This is a genomic window from Xanthomonas sp. LMG 12459 (assembly GCF_009192905.1).
Lineage (GTDB): Bacteria > Pseudomonadota > Gammaproteobacteria > Xanthomonadales > Xanthomonadaceae > Xanthomonas_A > Xanthomonas_A sontii.
The window spans coordinates 1-24,509 of record NZ_NSGT01000023.1; the positions used below are offsets into that span (position 1 = coordinate 1).

The following is a 24,509-nucleotide window of genomic DNA, read 5'->3' on the forward strand; positions in this document are numbered from 1 at the left end:
CCATCGTCGCCTGCATGCACAAGTTCCTGCGCTGGCTCAATGCCATCGCGCGCGATCAGGCCCCGTACGCTCCTCCTGTCATCGCAGGTGCATGACAGTTGACTCCTACAGGACACTTTCCGTCGTGGAGAGGTGTCCTCGCGGCACACAGCTGCGCGTGGCGCTCGACCAGTCGCGCCGTGCCGACGGCGCGTTCCAGTGTCCGCGCGTACCGCGCTCCCGCCAGCGACCGTCGCACATTCCGCAACTCTCAGCGACGGCACCACGCGTCGCGGCAAGTGCCCTGCGCGACGCGTTCCGCCAGCGGCCGGCGCTAGAACCGGTAGGTCAGCGCCAGGGCGGTGTTGCGGGGCGCGCCATAGTAGCCCTGCGCCCAGTACAGGCTGTTGATGTACTTGCGGTCGGTGACGTTGTAGACGTTGAGGGTGGCGCTGAACTGCGGGGTGATGGCGTACTGCGCCATCAGCCCCAGCAGCGCATAGCTGCCCTGGCGGGTGTAGATGGGATTGCCGGCGGTGTCCACGGCCTCCTGGTCGCGGACGATGGCGTCCTGCCAGGTCAGGGTCGCGCCCAGCTGCAGCGCCTCCCATTGCGGCACGGTGTAGGTGGTGGCCAGCTTGAAGGTGCGGCGCGGCACGTAGGTGCGCACGTTGCGCCCGTCGTCGCCCTTGATGCCCAGTTGGGTATAACCGGCGTTGAGCTGCCAGTGCGCGCCGATCCGGCCGGCGACGTCGAACTCGTAGCCGGTGGAGGTGGCGTCGATCGGCCGGTACGTCTGCAGCGTGCCGACGAAGACATCGGCTTCGGCGGTGTTGTCCTGCTTGGCGCGAAACAGGGCGAAGGAGGCGTTGACGCGCTGCTGCAACCACTGGCCCTTGATGCCGAGCTCGGCGTTGCTGCCGGTGATCGGGTCGAGCACGCGCAGGTTGCGGTCCAGTTCGGTCTGCGGATTGAAGATCTCCGCATAGCTGGTGTACAGCGCGTAGTTCGGATCGAAGGTGTACACCGCGCCGACGAACGGGGTGGTCTTGCTGGCGTCGTAGACGTGCTGCACGCCGTAGTTCTGGCCGCGGCTCTCGATCCTGGTGTGGTTGACGCCGGTGATTAGCTTCAGCGTATCGCTCAGGTTCCAGCGCGCGGTGGCGTAGGCGGTGCGGCGGATGATGTCGAACTGGGCGCCGTCGGAGAACGCGTCGAAACGCGGCTTGGGATAGGCGCCGTTCCAGTCCTGCAGGGGCGGCAGCGGCGTGCCGATGTCGTTGCCGTACCAGGACACCTGGTCGGCCTCCACGCGGCCCCACTGCACGCCCACCACCAGTTCGTGCTCGCGCCCGCCGAGCGCGAACGGTCCGCTTGCGGACACGTTGGCGTACTTCTGGGTTTCGCTGCTGCCGTACTGCGAGGGGTAGGAGAACAGGCCCAGGCCGGTGTCGCGATCGGGAGTGCCGTAGACGTAGAACAGCTGGGCATCGTTGTCGAGCCTGCGGTAGTTCAGTGCCAGCGTGAGCCGCCAGTCCGCGCCCAGGTCCTGCCGCAGTTCCAGGAACCCGCGCTTGTCTTCGGTGGTCCAGTACGACCAGTCGGCCGAAGTGCTGGTGGACCGCGCGAAATCCGTGGCACTGCCATCGCTGTAGTACAGCGGCAGTGCGCCCCACATGCCACCGGTGGCGTCGTTCTTTTGATCGCTGGCGCCCACGCTCAGGCGGGTGCGATCGCTCAGATCGGCCTCGACGATGCCATAGACGCTGTGCTTGTTCAGCGCATAGCGGTCCAGGTAGCTGTCGCCGTCCTGGCCGGCGGCGACCACCCGCCCGCGCACGCTGCCGCTGGCGTTGAGCGGGCCGGACAGGCCCGCGTCCAGCCGCCGCGTGTCCCAGCTGCCCACCGTCACTCCGGCGCTGCCCTGCAGGTCCTCGGTGGGCCGCTTGCGCACGAAGTTGATCGTGGCCGACGGATTGCCGGTCGAGGACATCAGCCCATTGGCGCCGCGCAACACCTCCACCCGCTCGTACATCGCGGTGTCCAGGTCGCCCTCGGCGCCGCCATTGGTGAACGGCAGGCCGAGGCCGTCGACCTGGAAGGTGACGACGTCGAAACCGCGTGCGCTGTAGTAGGTGCGATCGGTCTCGATCTTCTCGACGTTGATGCCGGTGGCCAGCGCCAGCACATCGTTGGCGTTGCGCAGGCCGAAGTCGTCCATCTGCTCGCGGCCGATGCTGCTCACCGACTGCGGCGTCTCCAGCGGGCTCAACACCAAGCCGGTGCTGGCGGCGCTGGGCGGCGGGGTATAGCCGTCCTTGCGCTGCGCGACCACGTCCAGCTTCTCCAGTTGCGTGGGTTCGCGGTCGCCGGCCGCCACGGCCTCGGCCGCGCCGGCCGCGGCCGGCAGCAGCAGGGCGGCGATGGCCAGGCACAGTGCGCGGCGCGTGGTGGCGTGGGAGGGCTGCGCAGCGGATCGGACGGAACGAGCGGCAAGGTTCATCGGTGGGGTCTATAGAATGGGCAGGAGGCAACGCCGTCGTCGCGCCGGAAGCTGTCGCAGCGGCACACGTGCTGGGCAGTCCGGCCACGTCGAATGGCGAATGCGAACTATTCTCAATAATTGGCGGAGAAAGATCAATTCATGGCCGGATTCGTCCCGTTCCAGCACGCGCCTGCCGCCGCGGCCATCGCCGCTTCCGCCGCCGGCACGGTGGCGGCATGAGCGCCGCCGTCCCGGCCTTTGTGGTCGCCATTCCGGCCCGCTATGCCGCCTCGCGGCTGCCGGGCAAGCCCTTGCGCGCGCTCGGCGGCGAGCCGCTGATCTGCCACGTGGCGCGGCGCGCGCTCGCTGCCGGTGCCACGCAGGTGTGGGTGGCCGCCGACGATGCGCGCATCGCCGCCGCCGTGGCCGACCTGGACGGCGTGCATGTGGCCAATACCTCTGCCGACCACGCCTCCGGCACCGACCGCCTGGCCGAGTGCGCCGACATCGCCGGCTGGGACGATGCGACCCTGGTGGTCAACCTGCAGGGCGACGAGCCGTTCGCGCCGGTGGCCGGCATCGTCGCGGTGGCCCGGACCCTGGCCGACAGCGGCGCCGAGATGGCGACCCTGGGCACCCCGGTGGACGCGGCCGAGCACCTGTTCGATCCCAACGTGGTCAAGCTGGTGCGCAGCGCCGCCGGCGATGCGCTGTACTTCAGCCGCGCACCGATCCCCTGGCACCGCGACGCCTTCGCCGCCTCGCAGACCCAGTTGCCGCTGCCCGGCCCGTGGCTGCGGCATATCGGTATCTACGCCTATCGCGCCGGCTTCCTGCGCCGGTTCGCGGCGATGCCGCCGGGCACGCTGGAGCGGATCGAGTCGCTGGAGCAGTTGCGGGTGCTGGAAGCCGGGTTCCGCATCGCGGTGGCGTTGTCGCCGGCGCCGTTCCCGCCGGGCGTGGACACGCCCGAGGACCTGGCGCGCGCCGAGGCCTACCTGCAGGGGCAGGCATGAAGCTGCTGCTGGTGTGCCTGGGCAACATCTGCCGTTCGCCGATGGCCGAGGGCGCGCTGCGCCACCACCTGCAGCGCTCGCCGCTGGCGAGTGTGGTGGAGGTCGACTCGGCCGGCACCGGCGACTGGCACCGCGGCGAGCCGCCGGATCGGCGCGCGGTCGCCTGCGCCGCCGCCCATGACGTGGACATCGCCGGCCTGCGCGCCCGGCAACTGCGCGACCGCGACTTTGCCGAGTTCGATTGGATCCTGTGCGCCGATGCGGCCAACCTACGCGACGTGCGCCAGCGCGCCCCGGCGGCCGCGCACGAGCGCGTGGCGCTATGGCTGCCGTGGGCCGGGGTGCACGGTCATCGCGAGATCCCGGATCCGTACACCGGCGGCAGCGCCCAGTTCGAGCAGGTCTGGCAACTGGTAGACGAAGCCGCCGCCGGCAGCGTGGCACGACTGTCCGCCGACCTCGGCTCCGGCATAATCGGCCGATGAATTCCATCGCCGCCCTGGAACTCCCCGCGTCCGGCGCCTGGCTCAACGCCGAGCCGATCCGCCTGCGCGATCTGCAGGGGCGGGCGCTGGTGCTGGCCTTCGTCAATGCCGCCTCGGTCTGGTGCGCGCAGCGTCTGGCCGAACTCGGCCAGTGGCAGGCGCGCAATCCCGGACGTCTGCAGGTGATCGTGGTGCAGGTGCCGCGCTTCGACAGCGAGCGCGAGCCGCAGCGGGCGCTGAAGCTGCTGCGCAGCCAGGGCGTGTCCGCGCCGGTCCTGCTCGATGCCGATTGGGCCGCCTGGCAGCGCTTCGACATCCAGGCCTGGCCGACCCTGGTGCTGATCGACGCTGGCGGCGTGGAGCGCGAGCGCCTGGTCGGCATCGGCGGCGCGGAACTGGACAAGGCGCTGCACGCGCTCTGCGCCGGGCAGCCGTTGCCGCTGGACGAGGACCTGCGCGACGCCCGCGAGACCCAGCCGGAGCCGCGCCTGCCGCTGCGCTTCCCGACCGGCCTGGCGGTGGCCGAGGATCGCCTGTACGTCGCCGACAGCGGCCATCACCGCATCCTCGAATGCAGCACCAGCGGCCGCGTGCTGCGCCAGTTCGGCATCGGCACCGCCGACTTCATCGACGGCGCGATCGGCGAGGCGGCGTTCCACCGTCCGCGCGGGCTGGCGCTGGAGCGCGGCGTGCTGTACGTGGCCGATACCGGCAACCATGCGCTGCGCCGGATCAACCTGCTCACCGGCCAGGTCGACACGCTGTGCGGCAACGGCCGCGCCGGCGAGCCGGTCGAAGGCCCGGTGGAGCAACCGCTGCTGGCGCCGCTGAACCATCCGCAGGACGTGGTGATCGCCGACAACCAGGTGCACCTGGCGATGGCCGGCGACAACCGCATCTGGAGCTACGACCTGGGCAGCCGCAGCCTGCGCTGGCGCGCCGGTGCAGGCGCGCTGGAGCTGCGCGACGGCAGCGGCCACCTGGCCGCGTTCGCGCAGCCGTGCAGCCTGGCCGCGGTGCAGCAGGTGCTGTACGTGTGCGATGCGCTGGGCTCGGCGGTGCGCTCGATGCAGTTGCGCGGCGACTTGGTGCAGACCCTGCTCGGCGGCCAGGGGCCGTGGGATTTCGGCAACGAGGACGGACCGCGCAGCCGTGCCCGCCTGCAGTTCCCGCAGGCGATCGCGCTGAGCGCGGACGCGCCGCTGCTGTGGATCGCCGACAGCGGCAACGGCAGTCTGCGCAGCCTGCGTCTGGGCGGCGGCGAACTGTCCACCGCGGCCTTGCCGCGGCGCCTGCATGGCCCGGGCGGGTTGGCGGTCAGCGCCGGCACGGTGTGGATCGCCGAGACCGATGCGCATGCGGTGCTGCGCTACGACATCGCCAGCGGCGAACTGCACGACGTCGCGATCGGCGAATGAGCACCCCCGCATTGCCCGCGTTCGACGGCAAGGCCTTTGCCGCCAACCTCAGTACCGCGCCCGGCGTCTACCGCATGTACGCCGCCGACGACACCTTGCTCTACGTCGGCAAGGCCGGCGCACTGCGCAAGCGCGTGTCCAGCTACTTCAGCGGCTCGCCGAAGAATGCGCGGACCATGGCCATGCTGGCGCAGGTGGCGCGCATGGACGTCACCGTCACCCGCAGCGAGGGCGAGGCGCTGCTGCTGGAAAACCAGCTGATCAAGTCGCTGTCGCCGCGCTACAACGTGTCGCTGCGCGACGACAAGAGCTATCCCTACGTGCTGCTGACCCGCGAGGAGTGGCCGCGGATCACCCTGCACCGTGGCCCGCGCGCGGTGCCCGGCCGCTATTTCGGGCCGTATCCCGGCGTCACCGCGGTGCGCGAGACGCTGAACCTGATGCACAAGCTGTTCAAGCTGCGCAGCTGCGAGGACAGCGTGTTCCGCAATCGTTCGCGGCCGTGTTTGCAGTACCAGATCGGCCGTTGCAGCGCGCCGTGCGTGGCGTTGGTAGCGGCCGACGAGTACGCCGAGGCGGTGCGCCGCTCCACGCTGTTCCTGGAAGGGCGCAGCGACCAGCTCGGCGAGGAATTGGTGCAGGCGATGCAGGCCGCCAGCGAACGTCTGGAGTTCGAACGCGCCGCGCGCCTGCGCGATCTGCTCGGCTCGCTGCGCAGCATGCAGAGCCGGCAGTACGTGGACGGCCGTGCCGCCGACCTCGACGTGCTGGCCTGCGCCACCCAGGGCGCCAACGCCTGCGTGCTGCTGCTGGCGTTCCGCGACGGCCGCAACCTCGGCACCCGCGCGTTCTTCCCCAAGACCAACGGCGAGGACAGTGCCGCCGAGGTGCTGGGCGCGTTCGTGTCGCAGTACTACGTCGAGCACGCGCCGCCGCGCGAGGTGCTGCTGGACCGCGAGATTCCCGACGCCGAGCTGATCGAGGCGGCGCTGAGCTCGGCCGCCGAGCGCAAGGTGCAACTCAAGTGGAACGTGCGCGGCGAGCGCGCCGGCTACCTGGAGCTGGCCAGCCGCAACGCCCAGGCCACCCTGGTCACGGAACTGACCAGCCGCAACGCCCAGCACGCGCGCAGCGAGGCGCTGCGCGAGATGCTCGGCCTGACCGAACCGGTCAAGCGGGTGGAGTGCTTCGACATCAGTCACACCATGGGCGAGGCCACGGTGGCCTCGTGCGTGGTGTTCGACGCCAGCGGCCCGGTGCGCAGCCAGTACCGGCGCTACAACATCAGCGGCATCGAGCCGGGCGACGACTACGCGGCGATGCGCCAGGCGATCGAACGCCGCTTCCGTCGCGCCGCCGAAGGCGAGGGCAAGGGCGACGTGGTGCTGCCGGACGTGCTGCTGATCGACGGTGGCGCCGGCCAGCTGGCGCAGGCCACGGGCGCGCTCGCCGACCTGGGTGTGGACGGGGTGCTGCTGATCGGCGTGGCCAAGGGCGCCGAGCGCCGCGCCGGCCACGAGACCCTGGTGATGCCGGACGGGCGCGAACTGCGGCCGGGCGCGGCGTCGCCGGCGCTGCAGTTCATCCAGCAGGTGCGCGACGAGGCGCACCGCTTCGCCATCACCGGCCACCGCGGGCGCCGGCAGAAGGCGCGCATGACCAGCAAGCTGGAGGACATTCCCGGCATCGGCCCGCGCCGCCGCGCCAGCCTGCTCAAGCACTTCGGCGGACTGGCCGGGCTCAAGGCCGCCGGCGAGGCCGAGATCGCGCGGGTGGAAGGCATCAACGACGCACTGGCCGCACGAATCTACGCTAACCTGCACGGACTGCCGGTGCCCGATCCGGCAGGCGAGTAGAGCAGCGCAATGAAGTTGACCATCCCCACCTGGCTCACGCTGCTGCGGATCGTGATGATCCCCGTGCTGGTGCTGGTGTTCTATCTGCCGTACACCTGGACCAACTTCGCCTCGGCGGCGATCTTCGGCCTGGCCGCGTTCACCGACTGGCTGGACGGCTGGGTGGCGCGGCGCTACCACCAGTACTCCGCGTTCGGTGCGTTCCTGGATCCGGTGGCCGACAAGCTGATGGTGGCGGTGGCGCTGTTCCTGATCGTGCAGGGCCACCCGACGCCGTGGATGGCGTTCTGGGCGGCGGTGATCGTCGGCCGCGAAATCGCGGTGTCGGCGCTGCGCGAATGGATGGCCGAGATCGGCCAGCGCGCCAAGGTGCGGGTGGCGATGATCGGCAAGATCAAGACCACCGCGCAGATGGTGGCGCTGCTGTGCCTGCTGTACTCGGTGATGCCCGACGGCTCGCCGCCGGAGAGCGTGTGGATGGGCCTGTTCGTCTTCCACGTCGGCGACTGGACCCTGGCGATCGCCGCGATCCTGACCCTGTTGTCGGGTATCCAGTACCTGCATGCGGCCTGGCCGAGCCTGCGCGACGACGAGCGCGCGGCGGTGGCGGAAAAGAACGCGAAAAAAATCGAAGGCAACGGTTGACAGGCTGCGTGGTCCCGGTAGAATTCGCGGCCTCAAGCGGGAATAGCTCAGTTGGTAGAGCGCAACCTTGCCAAGGTTGAGGTCGCGAGTTCGAGTCTCGTTTCCCGCTCCACATTCGGCAGTACCGACATCCAGTGCAGATGCACAGGATGTCCGAAAAAGGGCTTCGGCCCTTTTTTCATGCCCGCATGCCGGCCGAAGCCACGGCGCTCGCCTGACCCGGGGCATGGCGCATCGCCGGTGCGGATGCGCCGTCCCGATTGTCGTGCCAGCCGCGCGGAGGCGAGAACGTCCCGCCTCCCTCACTGCGGCCCCGTTGGCCGAGCATTCGCGACCGTTGCAGCATGGGCCGCGCCGCTGGCGCAGGTTACGCGCTGACGCGGCCCCAGCCCGGCAATTTTTTCCTTCGCGCCTTGCAGGCGCGCGGCTGACTTCACGTCACGCCCACGCGCGCATGCACGCATTGCGTACGCGTCGGTCACAGAACGGGACAGGCCGTCGCCGAAACGTCCGCGGCATCGCGCGCAGCGACGCCGTCCGCCGCATTGCGCTGCGGTTTCGCCGGTACTTGGCACGCGATTTGCGCTGAGTCTCCCACGCCAGGCGATGACGCCCGGCCTCTGCGAGGAGTCGATGATGGATGGCGCAATTCCTTCCCCTACCACCCAAGCGCCACCGCGCGCGTTGGTCGCCGGCGGTGCCGGCTTCGTCGGCGCGCATCTGTGCGAGCGTCTGCTGGACGACGGTTACGACGTCACCGTGCTGGACAACCTGCTGACCGGTTCGCTGGACAACATCGCGCACCTGCTGGCGCGTCCGCGTTTCCGCTTCGTCGCCCACGACGTAGTGCAGCCGTATCAGGCCAAGGTCGACTGGGTGTTCAACCTGGCCTGCTGCGCTTCGCCGGTGCATTACCAAGCGCGTCCGCTGCATACCCTGCAGACCTGCCTGGAAGGTGCGATCAACCTGTTGGAGGTGGCGCGCAGCAATGGCGCGACCATCTTCCAGGCCTCCACCAGCGAGGTCTACGGCGAGCCGGAAGTGCATCCGCAGCGCGAGGACTATCGCGGCGCGGTCAGCCCGATCGGCCCGCGCGCCTGCTACGACGAGGGCAAGCGCTGCGCCGAAGCGGCGTTCTTCGACTATCACCGCCTGTATGCCACCGACATCAAGGTCGGGCGCATCTTCAACACCTACGGGCCGCGCATGCGCAACGACGACGGCCGGGTGGTGTCCAACCTGATCGTGCAGGCGCTGCGCGGGCAACCGCTGACCCTGTACGGCGACGGCAGCCAGACCCGCTCGTTCTGCTACGTCTCCGATCTGGTCGAGGGCATCGTGCAACTGATGCGCAGCCCGCGTGGCTGGACCGGTCCGGTCAACCTCGGCAACCCGCACGAGATCACCGTGGCCGAACTGGCGCAGCGCATCCTCGCGCTGACCGGCTCGTCCTCGCGCATCGTGCGCCGGCCCATCCCCAAGGACGATCCGACCCGGCGTTGTCCGGACATCGGCCTGGCGCGGCGCGAGCTCGGCTGGGAACCGCGGGTGGCGCTGGACGAGGGCCTGCGCAGCACCATCGCCTGGTTCCAGGCGCATCTGCACGACATCCCGGACCTGGAGGTGGAACGTGACTGTGCATGAACTCAGGAGCAGCGCCAGCCGCGCGCAGGCCGGCAAGCGCGTGCTGATCACCGGTGGCGCCGGCTTCGTCGGCTCGCATCTGGCCGACGAACTGCTTGCCCACGGCTACCGGGTGCGGGTGCTGGACAACCTGTGCGCGCAGGTGCACGGCATGCAGGCCGCGCGACCGGCGTATCTCGCGGAGGACGTGGAGCTGATGGTCGGCGACGTCTGCGATCCGGTGGCGGTACGGCTTGCGCTGCGCGATGTGGACGGGGTGTTTCACCTCGCCGCGGCAGTCGGCGTCGGCCAGAGCATGTACCAGATCGCGCACTACACCCATACCAACAATCTCGGCACCGCGGTGCTGCTGGAAGCGCTGGTGGAGCGGCCGGTGCAGCGGCTGGTGGTGGCGTCGAGCATGAGCATCTACGGCGAGGGCGCCTACGTCGATGCCGACGGCACGCCGGTGCCGGTGCGCGAGCGCCCGCTGGCGCAACTGCGCCGCGCGCAGTGGGAGCCGAGCGTGGACGGGCGCCCGCTGCAGCCGGTGCCGACCGACGAACGCAAGCCGGCCGAACCTTCCTCGGTGTACGCGCTGTCCAAGCTGGACCAGGAACGCCTGTGCCTGATCGTCGGCCAGGCGTATGCGATCCCGACCACCGCGTTGCGCTTCTTCAACATCTACGGCACGCGCCAGGCGCTGTCCAATCCCTACACCGGTGTGCTGGCGATCTTCGCGGCGCGGTTGCTCAACCGCAAACCGCCGGTGATCTTCGAGGACGGTGCGCAACGCCGCGATTTCGTCCATGTCAGCGACGTCGCGCGCGCCTGCCGCCTGGCCTACGAATGCGAAAGCGCCGCCGGCCTGGCGCTCAACGTCGGCAGCGGCCAGGCGGTCAGCATCAACGAAGTGGGGCAGCGCATCGCCGCGGCGATGGGCATCGACGATCTGCCGCCGCAGGTCTCCGGCAACTACCGGGTCGGCGACATCCGCCACTGCTTCGCCGATATCGCGCTGGCCCGCGAACGCATCGGCTATGCGCCGCAGGTGGACCTGCAGCAGGGCCTGGAAGAACTGGTGGAGTGGCTGCGCGAGCAGACCGCCGCCGACGGCGTGGAGGCGGCCAATGCCGAGCTGGCGCGGCGGGGGTTGCAGGGATGAGCGCACAGGCACGCGAACGGCTGGCCGAGATCGGCCTGATCGAATGGTTGCGCATCGGCGACGAGGATGCGGTGCATGCGCTGTTGCGCGACATGCGCGAGCTCGGCGTGCGCCGGCTGCGCACCCAGTTCTCCTGGGCCGACTGGCATACCGCCGAAGGCGAGCGCTGGTACGCCTGGCTGATGCCGCTGCTGAGCGCCCACTGCGAGGTGCTGCCGTGCTTCTGCTACACCCCGCCATCGCTGGGGCTGGAGCCGCGCACGGCGTCGCCGCCGCGCGACAGCAAGGCCTTCGCCGATTTCATCGACCAGGTGGTGGGTCGCTTCGGCGCCGGCTTCGAGTGGATCGAACTGTGGAACGAGCCGAACAACCTCAACGACTGGGACTGGCACCTGGACCACGACTGGCAGCGCTTCGCCGAGATGATCGGCCAGGCCGCGCACTGGGCGCACCAGTTGGGCAAGAAGACCCTGCTCGGCGGCATGTGCCCGACCGATCCGAACTGGCTGGCGCTGATGGCGCAGCGTGGGGCGCTGGCGCACATCGACGCGGTCGGCGTGCACGGCTTTCCCGGCACCTGGGATTTCCGCCGCCGGCCGTGGGCGGAGGTGCTCGGCGACGTCCGCGCGGTGCTGGCCGCGCACGGTCTGCAGCCGCAGGTCTGGCTCAGCGAGACCGGGTATTCGACCTGGCGGCATGACGAGATCCAGCAGGTACGGCAGTTGCGCGAGACCCTGGATGCGCCGGTGGAGCGGCTGTACTGGTATGCCGCGCGCGACCTGCACGGCAGCATCAGCCACCAGGACGGTTTCCACGAGGACGAGCGCCACTATCACTTCGGCCTGCGCGACGAGCGCGGCCGCGCCAAGCTGCTGTACCGGCTGTGGGCCGAGCAGGGCTACGACGGCATCCAGGCGCTGGCGTCGCTGCACCACGAGCACGGCGCCAACCTGTCGCGCGCGCCGCGCCCGGACCTCGCGCCGGCGCCGACGGTCGCGCCACGCGCCGACGCGCACGCGCCGATCCACACCCTGCCGCGGTCGCGTGGGCAGGATGCGGTGCTGATCACCGGCGGCGCCGGCTTCATCGGCACCAATCTGGCCGCGCGCCTGCTCGACAGCGGACGCCGGGTCATCGTCTACGACAACCTGTCGCGCCCGGGCGTGGAGCACAACCTGCAGTCGCTGCGTCGCCACTATCCCGGCGAGCGTCTGCAGGTGGAAGTGGGCGACGTGCGCGATCGGCATCTGCTCGGCGATGCAGTGGCGCAGGCGGCGCAGGTGTTCCACCTGGCCGCGCAGGTGGCGGTGACCTCCAGCCTGGAGGATCCGTCGCACGACTTCGAGGTCAACCTGCGCGGCACCTTCAACGTGCTCGAGGCGATCCGCGGCGCGCGGCGCCCGCCGCCGCTGCTGTTCACCTCCACCAACAAGGTCTATGGCGCGCTGGACGACGTCGCTCTGGAAGCCGACGCGCAGCGCTACCAGCCGAGCGATCCGCTGCTGCGCGCGCGCGGCATCGACGAGCGCCGCGCGCTGGATTTCCACAGCCCCTACGGCTGCTCCAAGGGCGGTGCCGACCAGTACGTGCTGGACTATGCGCGCAGCTTCGGCCTGCAGGCGGTGGTGCTGCGGATGAGCTGCATCTACGGCCCGCACCAATGCGGCAACGAAGACCAGGGCTGGGTCGCGCATTTCCTGATCCGCGCGCTGCAGGGGCAGCCGATCACCGTATACGGCGATGGCCGCCAGGTCCGCGATCTGTTGTTCGTGGACGACCTGGTCGAGGCGTTCCTGCAATGCCAGGCGCAGATGCCGCGGCTGTCCGGGCGGGCGTTCAACATGGGCGGCGGCCCGGCCAATGCCGCCAGCCTGCGCGAGGTGCTGCGGCGGATCGAGGTCCTGGTCGGCCATCGCCTGGAGCTGGCGCACGCCGCGCCGCGGGTCGGCGACCAGCGCTACTACGTCTCCGACACACGCGCCTTCGCCGCGGCCACCGGCTGGTCGCCTCGCGTCGGCGCCGATGCCGGCATCGCCCGGCTGCACCGTTGGCTGCACACGCAGGCCGAGCGCGCCGTACCTGTTTCCCCACCGCAACGGAGGATCCACGCCGCATGAGCAGCATGCATGCCGCCGTCTTCGAAGGCCCAGGCCGCATCGTCACCCAGCGCCAGCCACGCCCCGAACCTGCGCCGCAGCAGGTGCGGGTGCGCCTGCACGGCTGCGGCGTGTGCGCGTCCAATCTGCCGGTGTGGGCCGGCCGGCCGTGGTTCGCCTATCCGTTCGAACCAGGTGCGCCCGGCCACGAAGGCTGGGGCGAGGTCGACGCGGTCGGCGCCGAGGTCCGCGACTGGGCGCCGGGCGATCGCGTCGCGCTGCTGTCCGGCCGCGCCTATGCCGAGTACGACATCGCCGAACCCGACGCGCTGGTGCGCTTGCCACCGGCGCTGTCCGGTCTCGACCTGCCGGGCGAGCCGCTGGCCTGCGCGATGAACATCCTGCGCCGCAGCGACATCCGCCCCGGGCAGACCGTAGCGGTGGTCGGCGTCGGCTTCATCGGCGCGCTGCTGATCCAACTGGCCACCGGGCTGGGTGCGCAGATGATCGCGCTGTCGCGGCGCGAGTACGCCCTGCAGGTCGCACGCGAGTGCGGCGCTAGCGCAACCCTCGCCACAGAGGATCGGTACGCGGCGATCGGTGCGGTGCACGAACTCACCGGCGGCAGCGGCTGCCTGCGGGTGATCGAGGCCGCAGGCGAGCAGGTCACCCTGGATATCGCCAGCGCGCTGTGCGGCGAGGGCGGGCGCCTGGTCATCGCCGGCTACCACCAAGACGGCCCGCGCCAGGTCGACATGCAGCAGTGGAACTGGCGCGGCCTGGACGTGGTCAACGCGCACGAACGCGATCCGCGGGTGGCGTTGCGCGGCTTGCAGGAGGCGGTGGAGGCGGTCGCCGACGGGCGTCTGGATCCGTTCCCGCTGTTGACCCATCGCTACGCGCTGGACCAGTTGCCGCAGGCATTCGCGGCAATGGACGCGCGCCCGGATGGGTTCCTCAAAGCCGTGGTGCTGGCATGAACGCGTACGCGCAACCGCGCTGGCGCGCGCCACGGCTGGGCTTCCTCGGGGTCGGCTGGATCGGCCGCGCGCGCATGCGCGCCCTGGCCGACAGCGGGCTCGGCGAGGTGGTGGCGATCGCCGATGCCAGCGCGACGGCGCTGCACGACGCACGCCAGGACGCACCGGCCGCGGACCTGCTGCCCGACCTGGAGGCGCTGCTAGCGCGTGAGGACCTGGACGGTGTGGTCATCGCCACGCCCAGCGGTGCGCACGCCGCGCAGGCCGCTGCGGCGTTGCAGCGCGGCCTGGCGGTGTTCTGCCAGAAGCCGTTGACCCGCACAGCGGCCGAAGCCGAGCAGCTGCTGGCGCTGGCGCAACGCCACGACCGTCTGCTCGCGGTGGATTTCAGCTATCGCTTCGCCAAGGGCATGGCGACGCTGCGCGAGCAGATCGCGCAGGGCGCACTGGGCGAGGTGTTCGCGATCGACCTGCTGTTCCACAACGCCTACGGCCCGGACCAGGACTGGTTCTACGACATCGCCCGTTCCGGCGGCGGCTGCGTGATCGACCTGGGCATCCACCTGTTGGACCTGGCGATGTGGCTCACCGGCAGCGGCGGCCACCACGACCTGCAGGCGGCGCTGTACGCGCAGGGCCGGCCGCTGACCCGGCCGGTGCGGCAGGTGGAGGACTACGCCAGCGCGCAGTGGCGCATGGACAACGGCGCCAGCGTGCGCATGGCCTGCTCGTGGCGGCTGCCGGCCGGTTGCGACGCGGTGATCCAGGCCAACGTGTACGGCACCGGTGGCGGCGCGGCGCTGCGCAATGTCGACGGCTCGTTCTTCGACTTCGCCGTGGACCGTTTCGACGGCACGCGCTGCGAGCGCCTGGCCTCGCCACCGGATGCCTGGGGCGGGCGCGCTTTGCTGGACTGGGCCGAGCGCTTGGGCGCCGACCCCGGGTTCGACCCGGCGGCGCTGCAGTTGCTCGAGGTCGCCCGCACTGTGGATGCGCTCTATGGACGCTGAGCGGCCGCTGCGGATCCTGATGACCGCCGACACCGTCGGCGGCGTGTGGCAGTACGCGCTGAGCCTGTGCCGCGTGCTGACCGCGCAGGGCGATCGCGTGGAACTGGCGACGATGGGCGCGACCCCGACGCCGGCGCAGTGGCGCGAGGCCGCGGCGATCCCGGGGCTGCGTCTGCACGCCAGTGGCTACCGGCTGTTGTGGATGGCCGATCCCTGGGCCGATGTCGCCGCCGCCGGGCGCTGGCTGCAGGCGCTGGCCGCGCAGGTGCGGCCGGACGTGGTGCATCTGAACGACTATGCGCATGGGACGCTGGCGTGGCCGGCGCCGGTGCTGATGACCGCGCATTCCTGCGTCGGTTCCTGGTGGCAGGCGGTGTGCGGCGAGGCATTGCCGCCCGAGTGGGATCACTACCGCGCCACGGTCGCCGCGGGCCTGGCGGCGGCCGATCACGTGGTCGCGCCGACCCAGGCAATGCTTTCGGCGTTGCGTGCGCAGTATCCGCTGGACACGCCATGCAGCGTGATCGCCAACGGCGCCGTGCCGCTGTCGCGGCCGGTGCCGGCCAGCGCCAAGCGACCGCTGGTGCTGGCGGCGGGGCGGCTGTGGGACGAAGCGAAAAATCTGCGGACGCTGGCGGCGGTCGCACCGCGATTGCCGTGGGCGCTACGCATCGCCGGCGAGGCGGCGCATCCGGACGGCGGCAGCGCGGCGATCGCGCAGGCGCTGCTGCTGGGCCAGCTGCCGCCGTCGCGCCTGCGCCGCTGGATGGCACGCGCCAGCGTGTATGCGTTGCCGGCGCGCTACGAACCGTTCGGGTTGTCGGCGCTGGAAGCCGCGCAGGCCGGCTGCGCGCTGCTGCTGGGGGACATCCCCAGCCTGCGCGAGGTCTGGGGCGAGGCGGCGCTGTACGTCGCGCCGGACGACGCGCAGGCGCTGACGGCGCAGTTGCAGCGCCTGATCGGCGATCCGCTGCTGCGTCAGCGCATGGCCCGGCGCGCGGTCGCGCAGGCGCGCCGCTACACCGCCACTGCCATGGCCGCGGCCTATCGCCAGCGCTATCGGGCGCTGATCGCGCATCGCGGCACGCCGCGCGTGACCGGACGGGCCGGCCCGCCGGTCCCCATGTTCTCCTCGATCGGAGTCGGTGCATGAACTTCGTGCTGTTCTATCACTCGCTGGTGTCGGACTGGAACCACGGCAATGCGCATTTCCTGCGCGGGATCGTCGCCGACCTGCAGGCGCGCGGGCATGCGGTGGCGGTGTACGAGCCGCACGACAGCTGGAGCCGCGCGCAACTGCAGGCGGAGGAGGGCGAGGCGCCGTTGCAGGCCTTCGCGGACGCCTTTCCGCAGCTGCGCAGCACGCGCTACGACCTGGCCACACTGGATCTGGCGCAGGTGCTGGACGGTGCCGACGTGGTGCTGGTGCACGAGTGGAACGCGCCCGAGCTGATCGCGCGGATCGGCCGCGAAGCGCCTGTCGGCTGCCGCGTGCTGTTCCACGACACCCACCACCGCTCGGTCAGCGCCCCCGACGAGATGGCGCGGTTCGATCTGTCCGACTACGACGGCGTGCTCGCCTTCGGCGAGGCGGTGCGCCAACAGTATCTGCGCCACGGCTGGAGCCGGCGCGTATGGACCTGGCACGAAGCGGCGGATCTGCGCGTGTTCCAGCCGCAACTCGGGCAGGCGCAGCAGGGCGACCTGCTGTGGATCGGCAACTGGGGCGACGACGAGCGCGCGCAGGAACTGGACACGTTCCTGATCCAGCCGGTACGACGGCTGCGCCTGCGCGCGCGCATCCACGGCGTGCGCTATCCGCCGCAGGCCCTGCAGGCGCTGGCCGAGGCCGGCATCGACTATGCCGGCTGGCTGCCCAACCACCGCGCGCCGCAGGCGTTCGCGCATTTCCGCGTCACCGTGCACGTGCCGCGGCGGCCGTACGTGCGCGCGTTGCCCGGCATCCCCACGATCCGCGTGTTCGAGGCGCTGGCCTGCGGCATCCCGCTGGTCTGCGCACCGTGGGACGACGTCGAGCAGCTGTTTGCGCCCGGGCGCGATTACCTGGTGGCGCGCGACGGCGCGCAGATGCAGCGCCACCTGCACGATGTGCTGCACGACGCCGAGCTCGCCGCGGCGCTGCGCATGCACGGCCTGCACACCATCCGCACCCGCCACAGCTGCGCGCATCGTGTCGACGAACTGCTGGCCGTGCTCGCCGAACTCGACGCGCCCGCGGCGCACCCCGACCACCGGAGCCTCAGTCATGCCTAGCCCGTTGCACATCGCCTTCTTCGGTTCCAGCCTGGTGTCCTCGTACTGGAACGGCGCCGCCACCTACTACCGCGGCCTGCTGCACGCGCTGGCGCAGCGCGGCCACCGCATCCATTTCTTCGAACCCGATGCGTTCGGGCGCCAGCAGCACCGCGATATCGACGATCCGGAGTGGGCCCAAGTCACCGTCTATCCCGGTGCGGCCGAAGCGGACGCGGCGCGCGCACTGGAACAGGCACGCGGCGCCGATGTGGTGGTCAAGGCCAGCGGCGTCGGTGTGTTCGATGCGTTCCTGGAGCGCGAAGTGCTGGGCCTGCGCTCGCCGCGCACCCAGGTGCTGTTCTGGGACGTGGACGCGCCGGCGACGCTAGAACGGGTGCAGGCCGATGCGGACGATCCGTTCCGCACGCAGATCCCGCGTTACGACCTGGTGCTGACCTATGGCGGCGGGCCGCGCGTGGTGGCGGCCTACCGTGCGCTGGGCGCCGCCGAGTGCGTGCCGATCTACAACGCGCTGGACCCCTTGAGCCACCATCCGGCGCCGGCGCAGCCGGGCTTCGCCGCCGACCTGGGCTTCCTCGGCAACCGCCTGCCGGACCGCGAGGCGCGGGTGCGGCAGTTCTTCCTGGAGCCGGCGCGGCGCCTGCCTGACGCGAGATTCCTGCTCGGCGGCAGCGGCTGGGACGCAGACCTGCCGGACAACGTGCGCACGCTCGGCCACGTGTCCACGCGCGACCACAACGCCTTCAACTGCAGCGTGCGCATGGTGCTCAACGTCAACCGCGACAGCATGGCGCGCTTCGGCTGGTCGCCGCCGACGCGGGTGTTCGAGGCAGCCGGTGCCGGCGCCTGCCTGATCGTCGATGCCTGGGATGGGATCGAGGCGTTCCTGACCCCGCAGTCGGAGGTACTGGTCGCGTACGACAGCGAGCAGGTGGCGCATTACCTGCAATGCATCGACGCCGCGCAGGCGCAGGCGATCGGCGCACGGGCGCGGCAGCGTCTGTTGCGCGACCACACCTACACGCACCGTGCGCGCGAGGTGGAAGCCTTGCTGGACGCGCGCCAGCGGGAGGCGGCGTGATCGCCGCGCGCGACATCGTCATCCTCGGCCTGAGCCTGCGCTCGTCCTGGGGCAACGGCCATGCCACCACCTACCGCGCCCTGATCGCCGCGCTGCAGGCGCGCGGCGACCACGTGCTGTTCCTGGAGCGCGATGTGCCCTGGTACGCCGAACACCAGGATCCACCGGCGCAGTTGCCGTGCGCGCCGGTGCTGTACGCCAGCCTCGAGGAATTGCAGGATCGGCACGCGGCCGCGATCGCGGCGGCGGACTTGGTGATCGTCGGCTCCTACGTGCCCGACGGCATCGACGTCGGCGCCTGGGTGCAGCGGACCGCACGCGGCGTGGTCGCCTTCTACGACATCGACACGCCGGTGACCGTGGCGGCGCTGCAGCGCGGCGACTGCGCCTATCTCTCGCCGGCGCTGATTCCGCACTACGACCTGTATCTGTCCTTCACCGGCGGACCGACCCTGCAACGCTTGGAACGCGTCTACGGCGCGCCGCGCGCGGTGCCGCTGTACTGCGCGTTCGATCCGGAGCAATACCGGCCGCAGCCGCAGGCGCATCGTTACGACCTGGGCTACATGGGCACCTACAGCGACGACCGCCAGCCGCCGCTGGAGCGGCTGTTGCTGCAGCCGGCGCTGGCCTGGCCGCAGGGCCGCTTCGTGATCGCCGGTCCGCTGTATCCGCCGCACATCGTCTGGCCGGACAACGTGCAGCGCTGCGCGCACCTGCCGCCGGCGCAGCATATGGACTTCTACAACCAGCAGCGCTTCACCCTCAATCTGACCCGTGCCGACATGGTGCTGGCCGGCTGGTCGCCCAGCGTGCGCCTGTTCGAAGCGGCGGCCTGCGCCACGCCGATCATCTCCGATCCCTGGGAAGGCCTGGAAACGCTGTTCGCGCCTGGCAGGGAAATCCTGATCGCACGGCGTGCGGCCGACGTACTGGGCTGGCTCCGCGAGCTGCCGGAAGCGCAGCGCATGGCGATCGGCGAGGCGGGGCGCCGCCGCGTGCTCGCCGAACACACCGCCGCGCATCGCGCGCAGGCCCTGCACGATGCCCTCGACCGCGTCGCCGACGCGGCGCCATCCACCTCCGCCAGGAGATCCTCGCATGCCCTCGCATGACGCCAAGACCACCACCGATCACGACGAGATCCGCCGCTGGGCCGAGGCGCGCGGCGGCCGTCCGGCCAGCGTGCGCGGCACCGAAGCCGACGAGGATGCCGGCGTGCTGCGCATCCTGTTCCGCGACGATGCGGCGCTGGAAGAAATCAGCTGGGACGACTTCTTCGACAAGTTCGAAGAAGAAGAGCTGGCCTTCCTGTATCAGGAGAAGACCAGCGACGGCAGCCAGAGCCGCTTCTTCAAGTTCGTCAACCGCTGAGCCGCGCTCGGCGCCTTCCCGGGAGACCGCCATGCAATCCGCCGTTCCGTCCCTCGACCCGGTCGATCCGATGCAGGCGCTGGGGCCGTGGTTCCACAACCTGCACCTGCCCGATGGCCGGCAGACCCTGCCGACGCATCCGTACGGCGATTTCCCGGCCTGCAAGTGGCGGCAGATCGCGCCGCATGTCCCGGCCGATCTTCGCGGTTGGCGGGTGCTGGACATCGGCTGCAACGCCGGCTTCTACAGCTTCGAGCTGGCCAGGCGCGGCGCCGAGGTGGTGGCGATCGACATGAATCCGCACTACCTGCGGCAGGCGCAATGGGCAGCGGCGCAGTTCGGGCTGGAGCGCCACGTGCGTTTCCGGCAGATGCAGCTGTATGCGCTGGCGCGCGAAGCCGAGCAGTACGACCTGGTGTGGATGATGGGCGTGCTGTACCACCTGCGGCATCCGCTGCTGGCCCTGGACATCGTGCGTCGCCTGTGTCGCCGCATGCTGGTGTTGCAGACCATGACCATGCCCGGCGAGGAGGTCTATCCGGCGCCGCGCGACATCGGCATGCTAGAGCGCGGGCGCATGTGCGAGCCCGGCTGGCCGAAGATGGCCTTCATCGAGCATCGCCTGGCCGACGATCCCACCAACTGGTGGGCACCGAACCATGCCGGCGTGGAAGCCATGCTGCGCAGCGCGGGGTTCGCGGTGGACGCGCGCATCGCCGAGGAAACCTACCTATGCCGGCCGCAGCAGCGGCCGCCCGGCCAGGTCGCACCGATCGAAGAGGAACTGCGCGCGGCCTGCGGCCTGGACTGATCCGCCCGGCCGCGCACTGACCGCCGTGGCTGCAGATCGCCCGGCAGGGCGCGCCGCGACGGCGCGCCCTGCCGCGCTCAGTTGACGTCACGGTCGCCGCGCGACATCAGGTTGTAGATGGTACGCACGCTGATGCCCAGGCTGCGCGCCGCCGCGGACTTGTCGCCGCCGGTGATGCGCAGGGTGCGCACCAGCATCTCCTGTTCGATCTGCTTCAGCGGCGTTCCCACGCGGAACGTCACCGCGTCGCCGGTGTTGCCGCAGTGGCAAGGCACGTCTTGCGCCATGGGCACCTCGCCGTGCAGCAGCGGCTCGATGGTCACCACCTCGCCGTCGGCACGGTAATAGCCGCGCGTCACTGCGCTGGAGAGTTCGCGCACGTTGCCCGGCCAACGGTGCCGTCCCAGCACGGTCCGCGAGAACGTGTCGAACTGCTTGCTGGTCCCATAGCGACGATTGAGCGTGTCCAGCAGCGTGTCGGCGATCAGGTGCACGTCGTCGCCGCGCTCGCGCAGCGGCGGCAACTCGATGACGTACTGCGACAGCCGGTAATACAGGTCGCGGCGCAAGGTGCTGGCCTCGCCCAGCAGGTCGCGGTGGGTGGCGGCGACGATGCGCACGTCGAGGCGGACTTCCGCGTCGCTGCCGACGCGGGTGATCGCGCCGGTTTCCAGGCAACGCAGCAGGTACACCTGCAGTTCCGGCGCCATCTCGCCGATCTCGTCCAGGAACAGCGTGCCGCCCTGCGCCTGTTCGAAATAGCCGGCGTGGCGCTGGTTGGCGCCGGTGAAGCTGCCGCGCTCGTGGCCGAACAGCTGGCTGGCGAGCAGTTCCGGCGGAATCGCGCCGCAGTTCACCGCGACCAGGCGCCCGCTGCGGCCGCTGGCCTCGTGGATGGCCTTGGCCAGCAGTTCCTTGCCGGTGCCGGTTTCGCCGGCGACCAACACCGAGATGTCCAACGGCGCGACGCGGGCGATGTCGCGCTGCACGCGCGCGATCGCCGCGCATTCGCCGACCAGGCCGAAGCGTGCCATCCCGCGCCGCGGCGGCAGGCGGCACAGGATCTGATCGAGCAGACCGTCGAACTGCGTCCACGGCAGCGGCCGCTGCAGCAGCTCCACGCTGTCGCCGGCCAGCCCGCGCCATTTCGGCATCTGCGCCTCGGTGGCCAGCAGCACCACGCGCGCGTCCGAGCGGCCGGCCAGGCCGTTGATCAGGTCCATCGCCGCGCCGCGCTCGGCGTCGCCGTCGAGCAGCAGCAGGTCGGCGCGTTGTTGCTGCAGCCAGTGCCGCGCGTGTTCGAGCGAGGGCAGGCGGGTCAGCGCCAGGCCGCGGCGCTGAGAGAAGGTGGACACATGGTCCGACAACGAACTGTTGCCATCCACGATCGCAAGCAGGGGTTTGGTCATGCGGGTTGTACTCCGCGAATCAGGTCATTCCATCGTCCTCCGCATGTGTGAGCGCAAGGCGAAAACGTCCTGATTCGAGCCCTCATCATGCTGAAGCGGATTCGGGTCGCTTCAGCAATGTGTGCAACGCGCGCGTCCATGGAGCAGCTCTGCAGCACCGCCTGTGCGCGACGCCGCATCCTGCCTGCGGCATCCGGCACATTCCCGACCGCGCGCGGCTGCGCTCAATGCATGCGCTCGGGTGGCAACGGACCGCGCAGCAGGGCATCGACGCTGACGAAGCGCCGCTGCTGCGCGACATCCAGTCGCCGCAATGCGTCCTGCCCATCCAGGTACAGCCATTCGATGACGTCGTCGGCGCCGATCAGGACCGGCACTTCGTCCGGCAGTGCGGGCACTGCAGGTGCCTCGGTGAGCAGTGAGAAGCAGGAGAGATGAAAGCCCTCCTGGGTCTGCATGCTGCTGCGCAACCCGGCGGCGAACAGCGGACCCGGGTCTTCGCAGATCCAGGGGCCGCCACGCGCGGCGTCGGCGCTGCGGAAGCCGGCGATCGGCACCAGGCAGCGCTGCGTTTCCCACACCGCGGTCTGCGCGCCCTGCCAGGCGCGTTCGCGACGTTCGCTGGTGATCAGCGGATCCTGCGGCGCATCGCGGCGCCCGAACAGGGCGCGCTCGTTGCGCACTTCGCCGCCCCACAGCACCAGGATCTGCGCTTGCTGGCCGGCAGCGATCTCGCTGGTACGTCCGGCGGTGACGGGATCCTGCACCGGCCAGGCGGGCAGGCGGGATTGCAGAAAGCTGAGGATCATCGCGGTGCGGCCGAAAGCGGATGCCTTGGGAACGCAGGACGCGTGCCAGCATCTTCTTCTTCCCTCCCAGTGCGTCGTTGCGCCCTGCGCCGCGCAGCCAGCGGCGCGCGCCAGCGAAAGTTTTTCAGTCGCGCAGCTTTTGCGCGCCTACCGCAGCAGCGTGACCAGCAGGCAGGCGCCGGCGGCGAAGGTCACCGTCACGGTGATCCAGCCGAGCGCGTTGGTGAGGCGGCTGTTGACGCGGCCGCGCATCAGCGTGCGGTCGTTGCTCATCCGCATCATCAGCAACAGCAACGGCGGGACCGTCATGCCTTGCACGATGCCAGACAGCACCAGCGCCTTCATCGGGTTGACGCCGAGGAAGTTCAGCCCCACCGCGATCGCCGTGACCAGCGCGATGGTCGCGTAGAACAGCTTCGCCTCGCGCGGCTGTGCGTGCAGGCTGCCCTTGTGGCCGATGCCCTGCACCAGGTCGTAGGCGGCGCCGGTGGTCATCACCGGGACCGCCAGGAAGCCCACCCCGACCACGCCCAGCGCGAACAGCCACTTGGCCGCGGGCCCGGCCAACGGCTCCAGCGCGGCCGCGGCCTGTGCCGCCGTGGCGATCTCGGTCTGGCCGGAGCGGTGCAGGGTGGCGGCGGTGGAGAGCAGGATGAAGTACAGGATGATGTTGGAGAACAGCATGCCCACCAGGACGTCGCGACGGGCGCGGCGCAGTTCGCCGGCGCTGGCGCCCTGGCGCGCGGCCACGCTGCGCCGTCCGGCGGCGATCTGTTCTTCCACTTCCTGGTTGGACTGCCAGGTGAAGATATAGGCCGACAACGAGGTGCCGATGCAGGCGACGATCATCGACAGATACTCCCGGCTGAACTCGGCGTACGGCACGAAGGTGCCGCGCAACACCTGGCGCAGGTCGGGGCGCGCCAGCAGCGCAGCGGCCACGTAGGCGAACAGCGCCAGCGCCAGCCAGCGGAAGATCCGTTTCAGCAGGCGGTAGGACCCGAAGAATTGCAGCAGGAAGATCGCCAGCGCCGCTGCGACCACGATCGCCGGCACCGGCAGCGGGATCAGCAGGTTCAGCGCCGCGCCGATGCCGCCGAGATTGGCCGCCGCTTCGATCACGTTGCCGGCGAAGGCGAACCCGACGGCCGGGTACAGCACCCAGCGCGGATAGCGGTCGCGGATGATCGCGAACAGCCCCTTGCCGGTCACCCGCCCCAGCTTCGCCGACAGGTAGACCACCAGGTACATCATCGGCAACAGCACCGGCGCGATCCACAGGAACGCGAAGCCGTAGCGCGCGCCGGCGCTGGCGTAGGTGCCGATGGCGGACGGATCGTCGTCGGCGGCGCCGGTGACCACGCCGGACCCCAGCAGACGGAACAGCACGCGCCGCCGGGTAGGCGCGGGCTCGGCATGCGCGGCGGGTGGGGTCATCGCGATCGGCAGGTCGGGCGGAACATCGACCCTATGCAGGCCGGTCTAAATGCGGCGTCGGCGGTACTGCGTACGCGAAGTGAAGGCGGGCAGGTGCAGCGCGATCGCGGCGCCTGCGTGGGGCAGGCGATCGCACCGCAAGCCACCAACGCAAACGGGCCGCAGCAAGCGGCCCGTGGCGTCGAAACAAGATGGAGGCCTGGGTCGGAATTGAACCGGCGTACGCGGATTTGCAGTCCGCTGCATAACCACTCTGCCACCAGGCCGGTGGACTGACGTCTTGCCGCAACGCCCTGGGCGCCCGACAAAAACAAAGCCCCGCTGCCGGGGCCCTGGCGCGGGAATCGGACGCTGCCTTGCGGCTCTCGTCCAACGCGTTGATTCAAAAGATGTTTTTGAATCAGCCCGGCGCGCAACGGACTGCATTGTGTACCAAGCACCACGGCTTGGCAACCCTGCACTGCGCGGGGCGCAGGCATTGCCGAGCCGCTGGATGCAGGGCCTTGCATGCGCACGTCGCGCCGCGCCGCGACTGGAATGCCGACCACAGCGC

20 protein-coding genes and 2 tRNA genes are annotated in these 24,509 nt (G+C 70.4%); 17 read left to right on the forward strand and 5 right to left on the reverse strand.

What is annotated here, in order from left to right; all coding sequences use genetic code 11:
• Positions 1–313 precede the first annotated feature (313 nt).
• Positions 314–2,482, reverse strand: coding sequence for a TonB-dependent siderophore receptor (locus CEK65_RS05850; RefSeq protein ID WP_226980480.1), 2,169 nt, complete (start codon positions 2,480–2,482; stop codon positions 314–316).
• A 218-nt stretch (positions 2,483–2,700) separates the two neighbouring features.
• Between CEK65_RS05850 and kdsB the strand changes: the two genes are divergently transcribed.
• The 17 genes from kdsB (at position 2,701) to CEK65_RS05935 (ending at position 20,301) form a co-directional block, all read left to right on the forward strand.
• Positions 2,701–3,480, forward strand: a complete 780-nt coding sequence (kdsB, locus tag CEK65_RS05855) for a 3-deoxy-manno-octulosonate cytidylyltransferase (RefSeq protein WP_152181080.1) — start codon at positions 2,701–2,703, stop codon at positions 3,478–3,480.
• Positions 3,477–3,965 (forward strand): low molecular weight protein-tyrosine-phosphatase, encoded by a 489-nt coding sequence (locus tag CEK65_RS05860; protein WP_043095836.1) that lies wholly within the window; start codon positions 3,477–3,479, stop codon positions 3,963–3,965. The genes kdsB and CEK65_RS05860 overlap by 4 nt, the downstream gene beginning before the upstream one ends.
• Complete coding sequence (locus tag CEK65_RS05865) at positions 3,962–5,383, forward strand: hypothetical protein (protein ID WP_152181081.1); 1,422 nt, start codon at positions 3,962–3,964, stop codon at positions 5,381–5,383. The genes CEK65_RS05860 and CEK65_RS05865 overlap by 4 nt, the downstream gene beginning before the upstream one ends.
• Positions 5,380–7,239, forward strand: coding sequence for an excinuclease ABC subunit UvrC (gene uvrC / locus CEK65_RS05870; RefSeq protein WP_017912638.1), 1,860 nt, complete (start codon positions 5,380–5,382; stop codon positions 7,237–7,239). The genes CEK65_RS05865 and uvrC overlap by 4 nt, the downstream gene beginning before the upstream one ends.
• A gap of 9 nt (positions 7,240–7,248) precedes the next feature.
• The gene (pgsA, locus tag CEK65_RS05875) at positions 7,249–7,884 is read left to right on the forward strand and encodes a CDP-diacylglycerol--glycerol-3-phosphate 3-phosphatidyltransferase (protein ID WP_010342633.1); all 636 of its coding nucleotides are present in this window, start codon (positions 7,249–7,251) and stop codon (positions 7,882–7,884) included.
• Between the two features lie 36 nt (positions 7,885–7,920).
• Positions 7,921–7,996: transfer RNA gene (locus tag CEK65_RS05880), tRNA-Gly, on the forward strand.
• 524 nt (positions 7,997–8,520) lie between these two features.
• Positions 8,521–9,528, forward strand: coding sequence for a UDP-glucuronic acid decarboxylase family protein (locus CEK65_RS05885; protein WP_051067897.1), 1,008 nt, complete (start codon positions 8,521–8,523; stop codon positions 9,526–9,528).
• On the forward strand, positions 9,515–10,672 hold the full coding sequence (locus CEK65_RS05890; protein ID WP_223875492.1) for an NAD-dependent epimerase/dehydratase family protein: 1,158 nt from the start codon (positions 9,515–9,517) through the stop codon (positions 10,670–10,672). Before CEK65_RS05885 ends, CEK65_RS05890 begins: the two co-directional genes overlap by 14 nt.
• Positions 10,669–12,789, forward strand: a complete 2,121-nt coding sequence (locus tag CEK65_RS05895; protein ID WP_152181082.1) for an NAD-dependent epimerase/dehydratase family protein — start codon at positions 10,669–10,671, stop codon at positions 12,787–12,789. The genes CEK65_RS05890 and CEK65_RS05895 overlap by 4 nt, the downstream gene beginning before the upstream one ends.
• On the forward strand, positions 12,786–13,748 hold the full coding sequence (locus tag CEK65_RS05900; RefSeq protein WP_152181083.1) for a zinc-binding dehydrogenase: 963 nt from the start codon (positions 12,786–12,788) through the stop codon (positions 13,746–13,748). Before CEK65_RS05895 ends, CEK65_RS05900 begins: the two co-directional genes overlap by 4 nt.
• A complete protein-coding gene (locus CEK65_RS05905) occupies positions 13,745–14,758 on the forward strand; it encodes a Gfo/Idh/MocA family oxidoreductase (RefSeq protein ID WP_152181084.1) in 1,014 nt (337 codons plus the stop codon). The genes CEK65_RS05900 and CEK65_RS05905 overlap by 4 nt, the downstream gene beginning before the upstream one ends.
• 19 nt (positions 14,759–14,777) lie before the next feature.
• Positions 14,778–15,911, forward strand: coding sequence for a glycosyltransferase family 4 protein (locus CEK65_RS05910; RefSeq protein WP_226980481.1), 1,134 nt, complete (start codon positions 14,778–14,780; stop codon positions 15,909–15,911).
• Entirely contained in the window at positions 15,908–17,032 is a 1,125-nt protein-coding gene (locus CEK65_RS05915; RefSeq protein WP_017912646.1) for a glycosyltransferase, read from the forward strand. Before CEK65_RS05910 ends, CEK65_RS05915 begins: the two co-directional genes overlap by 4 nt.
• Positions 17,025–18,116, forward strand: a complete 1,092-nt coding sequence (locus tag CEK65_RS05920; RefSeq protein ID WP_043095830.1) for a glycosyltransferase — start codon at positions 17,025–17,027, stop codon at positions 18,114–18,116. The genes CEK65_RS05915 and CEK65_RS05920 overlap by 8 nt, the downstream gene beginning before the upstream one ends.
• The gene (locus CEK65_RS05925) at positions 18,113–19,231 is read left to right on the forward strand and encodes a glycosyltransferase (RefSeq protein WP_052250951.1); all 1,119 of its coding nucleotides are present in this window, start codon (positions 18,113–18,115) and stop codon (positions 19,229–19,231) included. Before CEK65_RS05920 ends, CEK65_RS05925 begins: the two co-directional genes overlap by 4 nt.
• The gene (locus tag CEK65_RS05930) at positions 19,218–19,490 is read left to right on the forward strand and encodes a hypothetical protein (RefSeq protein WP_017917327.1); all 273 of its coding nucleotides are present in this window, start codon (positions 19,218–19,220) and stop codon (positions 19,488–19,490) included. The genes CEK65_RS05925 and CEK65_RS05930 overlap by 14 nt, the downstream gene beginning before the upstream one ends.
• A 31-nt stretch (positions 19,491–19,521) precedes the next feature.
• Positions 19,522–20,301, forward strand: coding sequence for a TIGR04290 family methyltransferase (locus CEK65_RS05935; protein WP_017912651.1), 780 nt, complete (start codon positions 19,522–19,524; stop codon positions 20,299–20,301).
• A 77-nt stretch (positions 20,302–20,378) separates the two neighbouring features.
• Here CEK65_RS05935 and CEK65_RS05940 read toward each other — a convergent pair whose 3' ends face one another.
• From CEK65_RS05940 to CEK65_RS05955, 4 genes are all read right to left on the reverse strand, one after another.
• Positions 20,379–21,710 (reverse strand): sigma-54 dependent transcriptional regulator, encoded by a 1,332-nt coding sequence (locus tag CEK65_RS05940; RefSeq protein WP_052250950.1) that lies wholly within the window; start codon positions 21,708–21,710, stop codon positions 20,379–20,381.
• A 224-nt stretch (positions 21,711–21,934) separates the two neighbouring features.
• Positions 21,935–22,519 carry an SOS response-associated peptidase family protein gene (locus CEK65_RS05945; RefSeq protein ID WP_017917329.1) on the reverse strand — a complete coding sequence of 195 codons (585 nt, stop codon included), beginning with the start codon at positions 22,517–22,519 and terminating at the stop codon, positions 21,935–21,937.
• 147 nt (positions 22,520–22,666) lie between these two features.
• Complete coding sequence (locus tag CEK65_RS05950; RefSeq protein ID WP_193314704.1) at positions 22,667–23,956, reverse strand: divalent metal cation transporter; 1,290 nt, start codon at positions 23,954–23,956, stop codon at positions 22,667–22,669.
• A gap of 192 nt (positions 23,957–24,148) precedes the next feature.
• A tRNA-Cys gene (locus tag CEK65_RS05955) sits at positions 24,149–24,222 on the reverse strand.
• Between the last annotated feature and the right edge of the window lie 287 nt (positions 24,223–24,509).

Coding starts and splice junctions, on each gene's coding strand:
- pgsA (WP_010342633.1), top strand. CDS start 7,249: ATGAAGTTGACCATCCCCACCTGGCTCACGCTGCTGCGGATCGTGATG.
- CEK65_RS05905 (WP_152181084.1), top strand. CDS start 13,745: ATGAACGCGTACGCGCAACCGCGCTGGCGCGCGCCACGGCTGGGCTTC.
- CEK65_RS05930 (WP_017917327.1), top strand. CDS start 19,218: ATGCCCTCGCATGACGCCAAGACCACCACCGATCACGACGAGATCCGC.
- CEK65_RS05900 (WP_152181083.1), top strand. CDS start 12,786: ATGAGCAGCATGCATGCCGCCGTCTTCGAAGGCCCAGGCCGCATCGTC.
- CEK65_RS05940 (WP_052250950.1), bottom strand. CDS start 21,710: ATGACCAAACCCCTGCTTGCGATCGTGGATGGCAACAGTTCGTTGTCG.
- CEK65_RS05885 (WP_051067897.1), top strand. CDS start 8,521: ATGGATGGCGCAATTCCTTCCCCTACCACCCAAGCGCCACCGCGCGCG.
- CEK65_RS05935 (WP_017912651.1), top strand. CDS start 19,522: ATGCAATCCGCCGTTCCGTCCCTCGACCCGGTCGATCCGATGCAGGCG.
- kdsB (WP_152181080.1), top strand. CDS start 2,701: ATGAGCGCCGCCGTCCCGGCCTTTGTGGTCGCCATTCCGGCCCGCTAT.
- uvrC (WP_017912638.1), top strand. CDS start 5,380: ATGAGCACCCCCGCATTGCCCGCGTTCGACGGCAAGGCCTTTGCCGCC.
- CEK65_RS05895 (WP_152181082.1), top strand. CDS start 10,669: ATGAGCGCACAGGCACGCGAACGGCTGGCCGAGATCGGCCTGATCGAA.
- CEK65_RS05850 (WP_226980480.1), bottom strand. CDS start 2,482: ATGAACCTTGCCGCTCGTTCCGTCCGATCCGCTGCGCAGCCCTCCCAC.
- CEK65_RS05910 (WP_226980481.1), top strand. CDS start 14,778: ATGACCGCCGACACCGTCGGCGGCGTGTGGCAGTACGCGCTGAGCCTG.
- CEK65_RS05950 (WP_193314704.1), bottom strand. CDS start 23,956: ATGACCCCACCCGCCGCGCATGCCGAGCCCGCGCCTACCCGGCGGCGC.
- CEK65_RS05945 (WP_017917329.1), bottom strand. CDS start 22,519: ATGATCCTCAGCTTTCTGCAATCCCGCCTGCCCGCCTGGCCGGTGCAG.
- CEK65_RS05915 (WP_017912646.1), top strand. CDS start 15,908: ATGAACTTCGTGCTGTTCTATCACTCGCTGGTGTCGGACTGGAACCAC.
- CEK65_RS05865 (WP_152181081.1), top strand. CDS start 3,962: ATGAATTCCATCGCCGCCCTGGAACTCCCCGCGTCCGGCGCCTGGCTC.
- CEK65_RS05920 (WP_043095830.1), top strand. CDS start 17,025: ATGCCTAGCCCGTTGCACATCGCCTTCTTCGGTTCCAGCCTGGTGTCC.
- CEK65_RS05860 (WP_043095836.1), top strand. CDS start 3,477: ATGAAGCTGCTGCTGGTGTGCCTGGGCAACATCTGCCGTTCGCCGATG.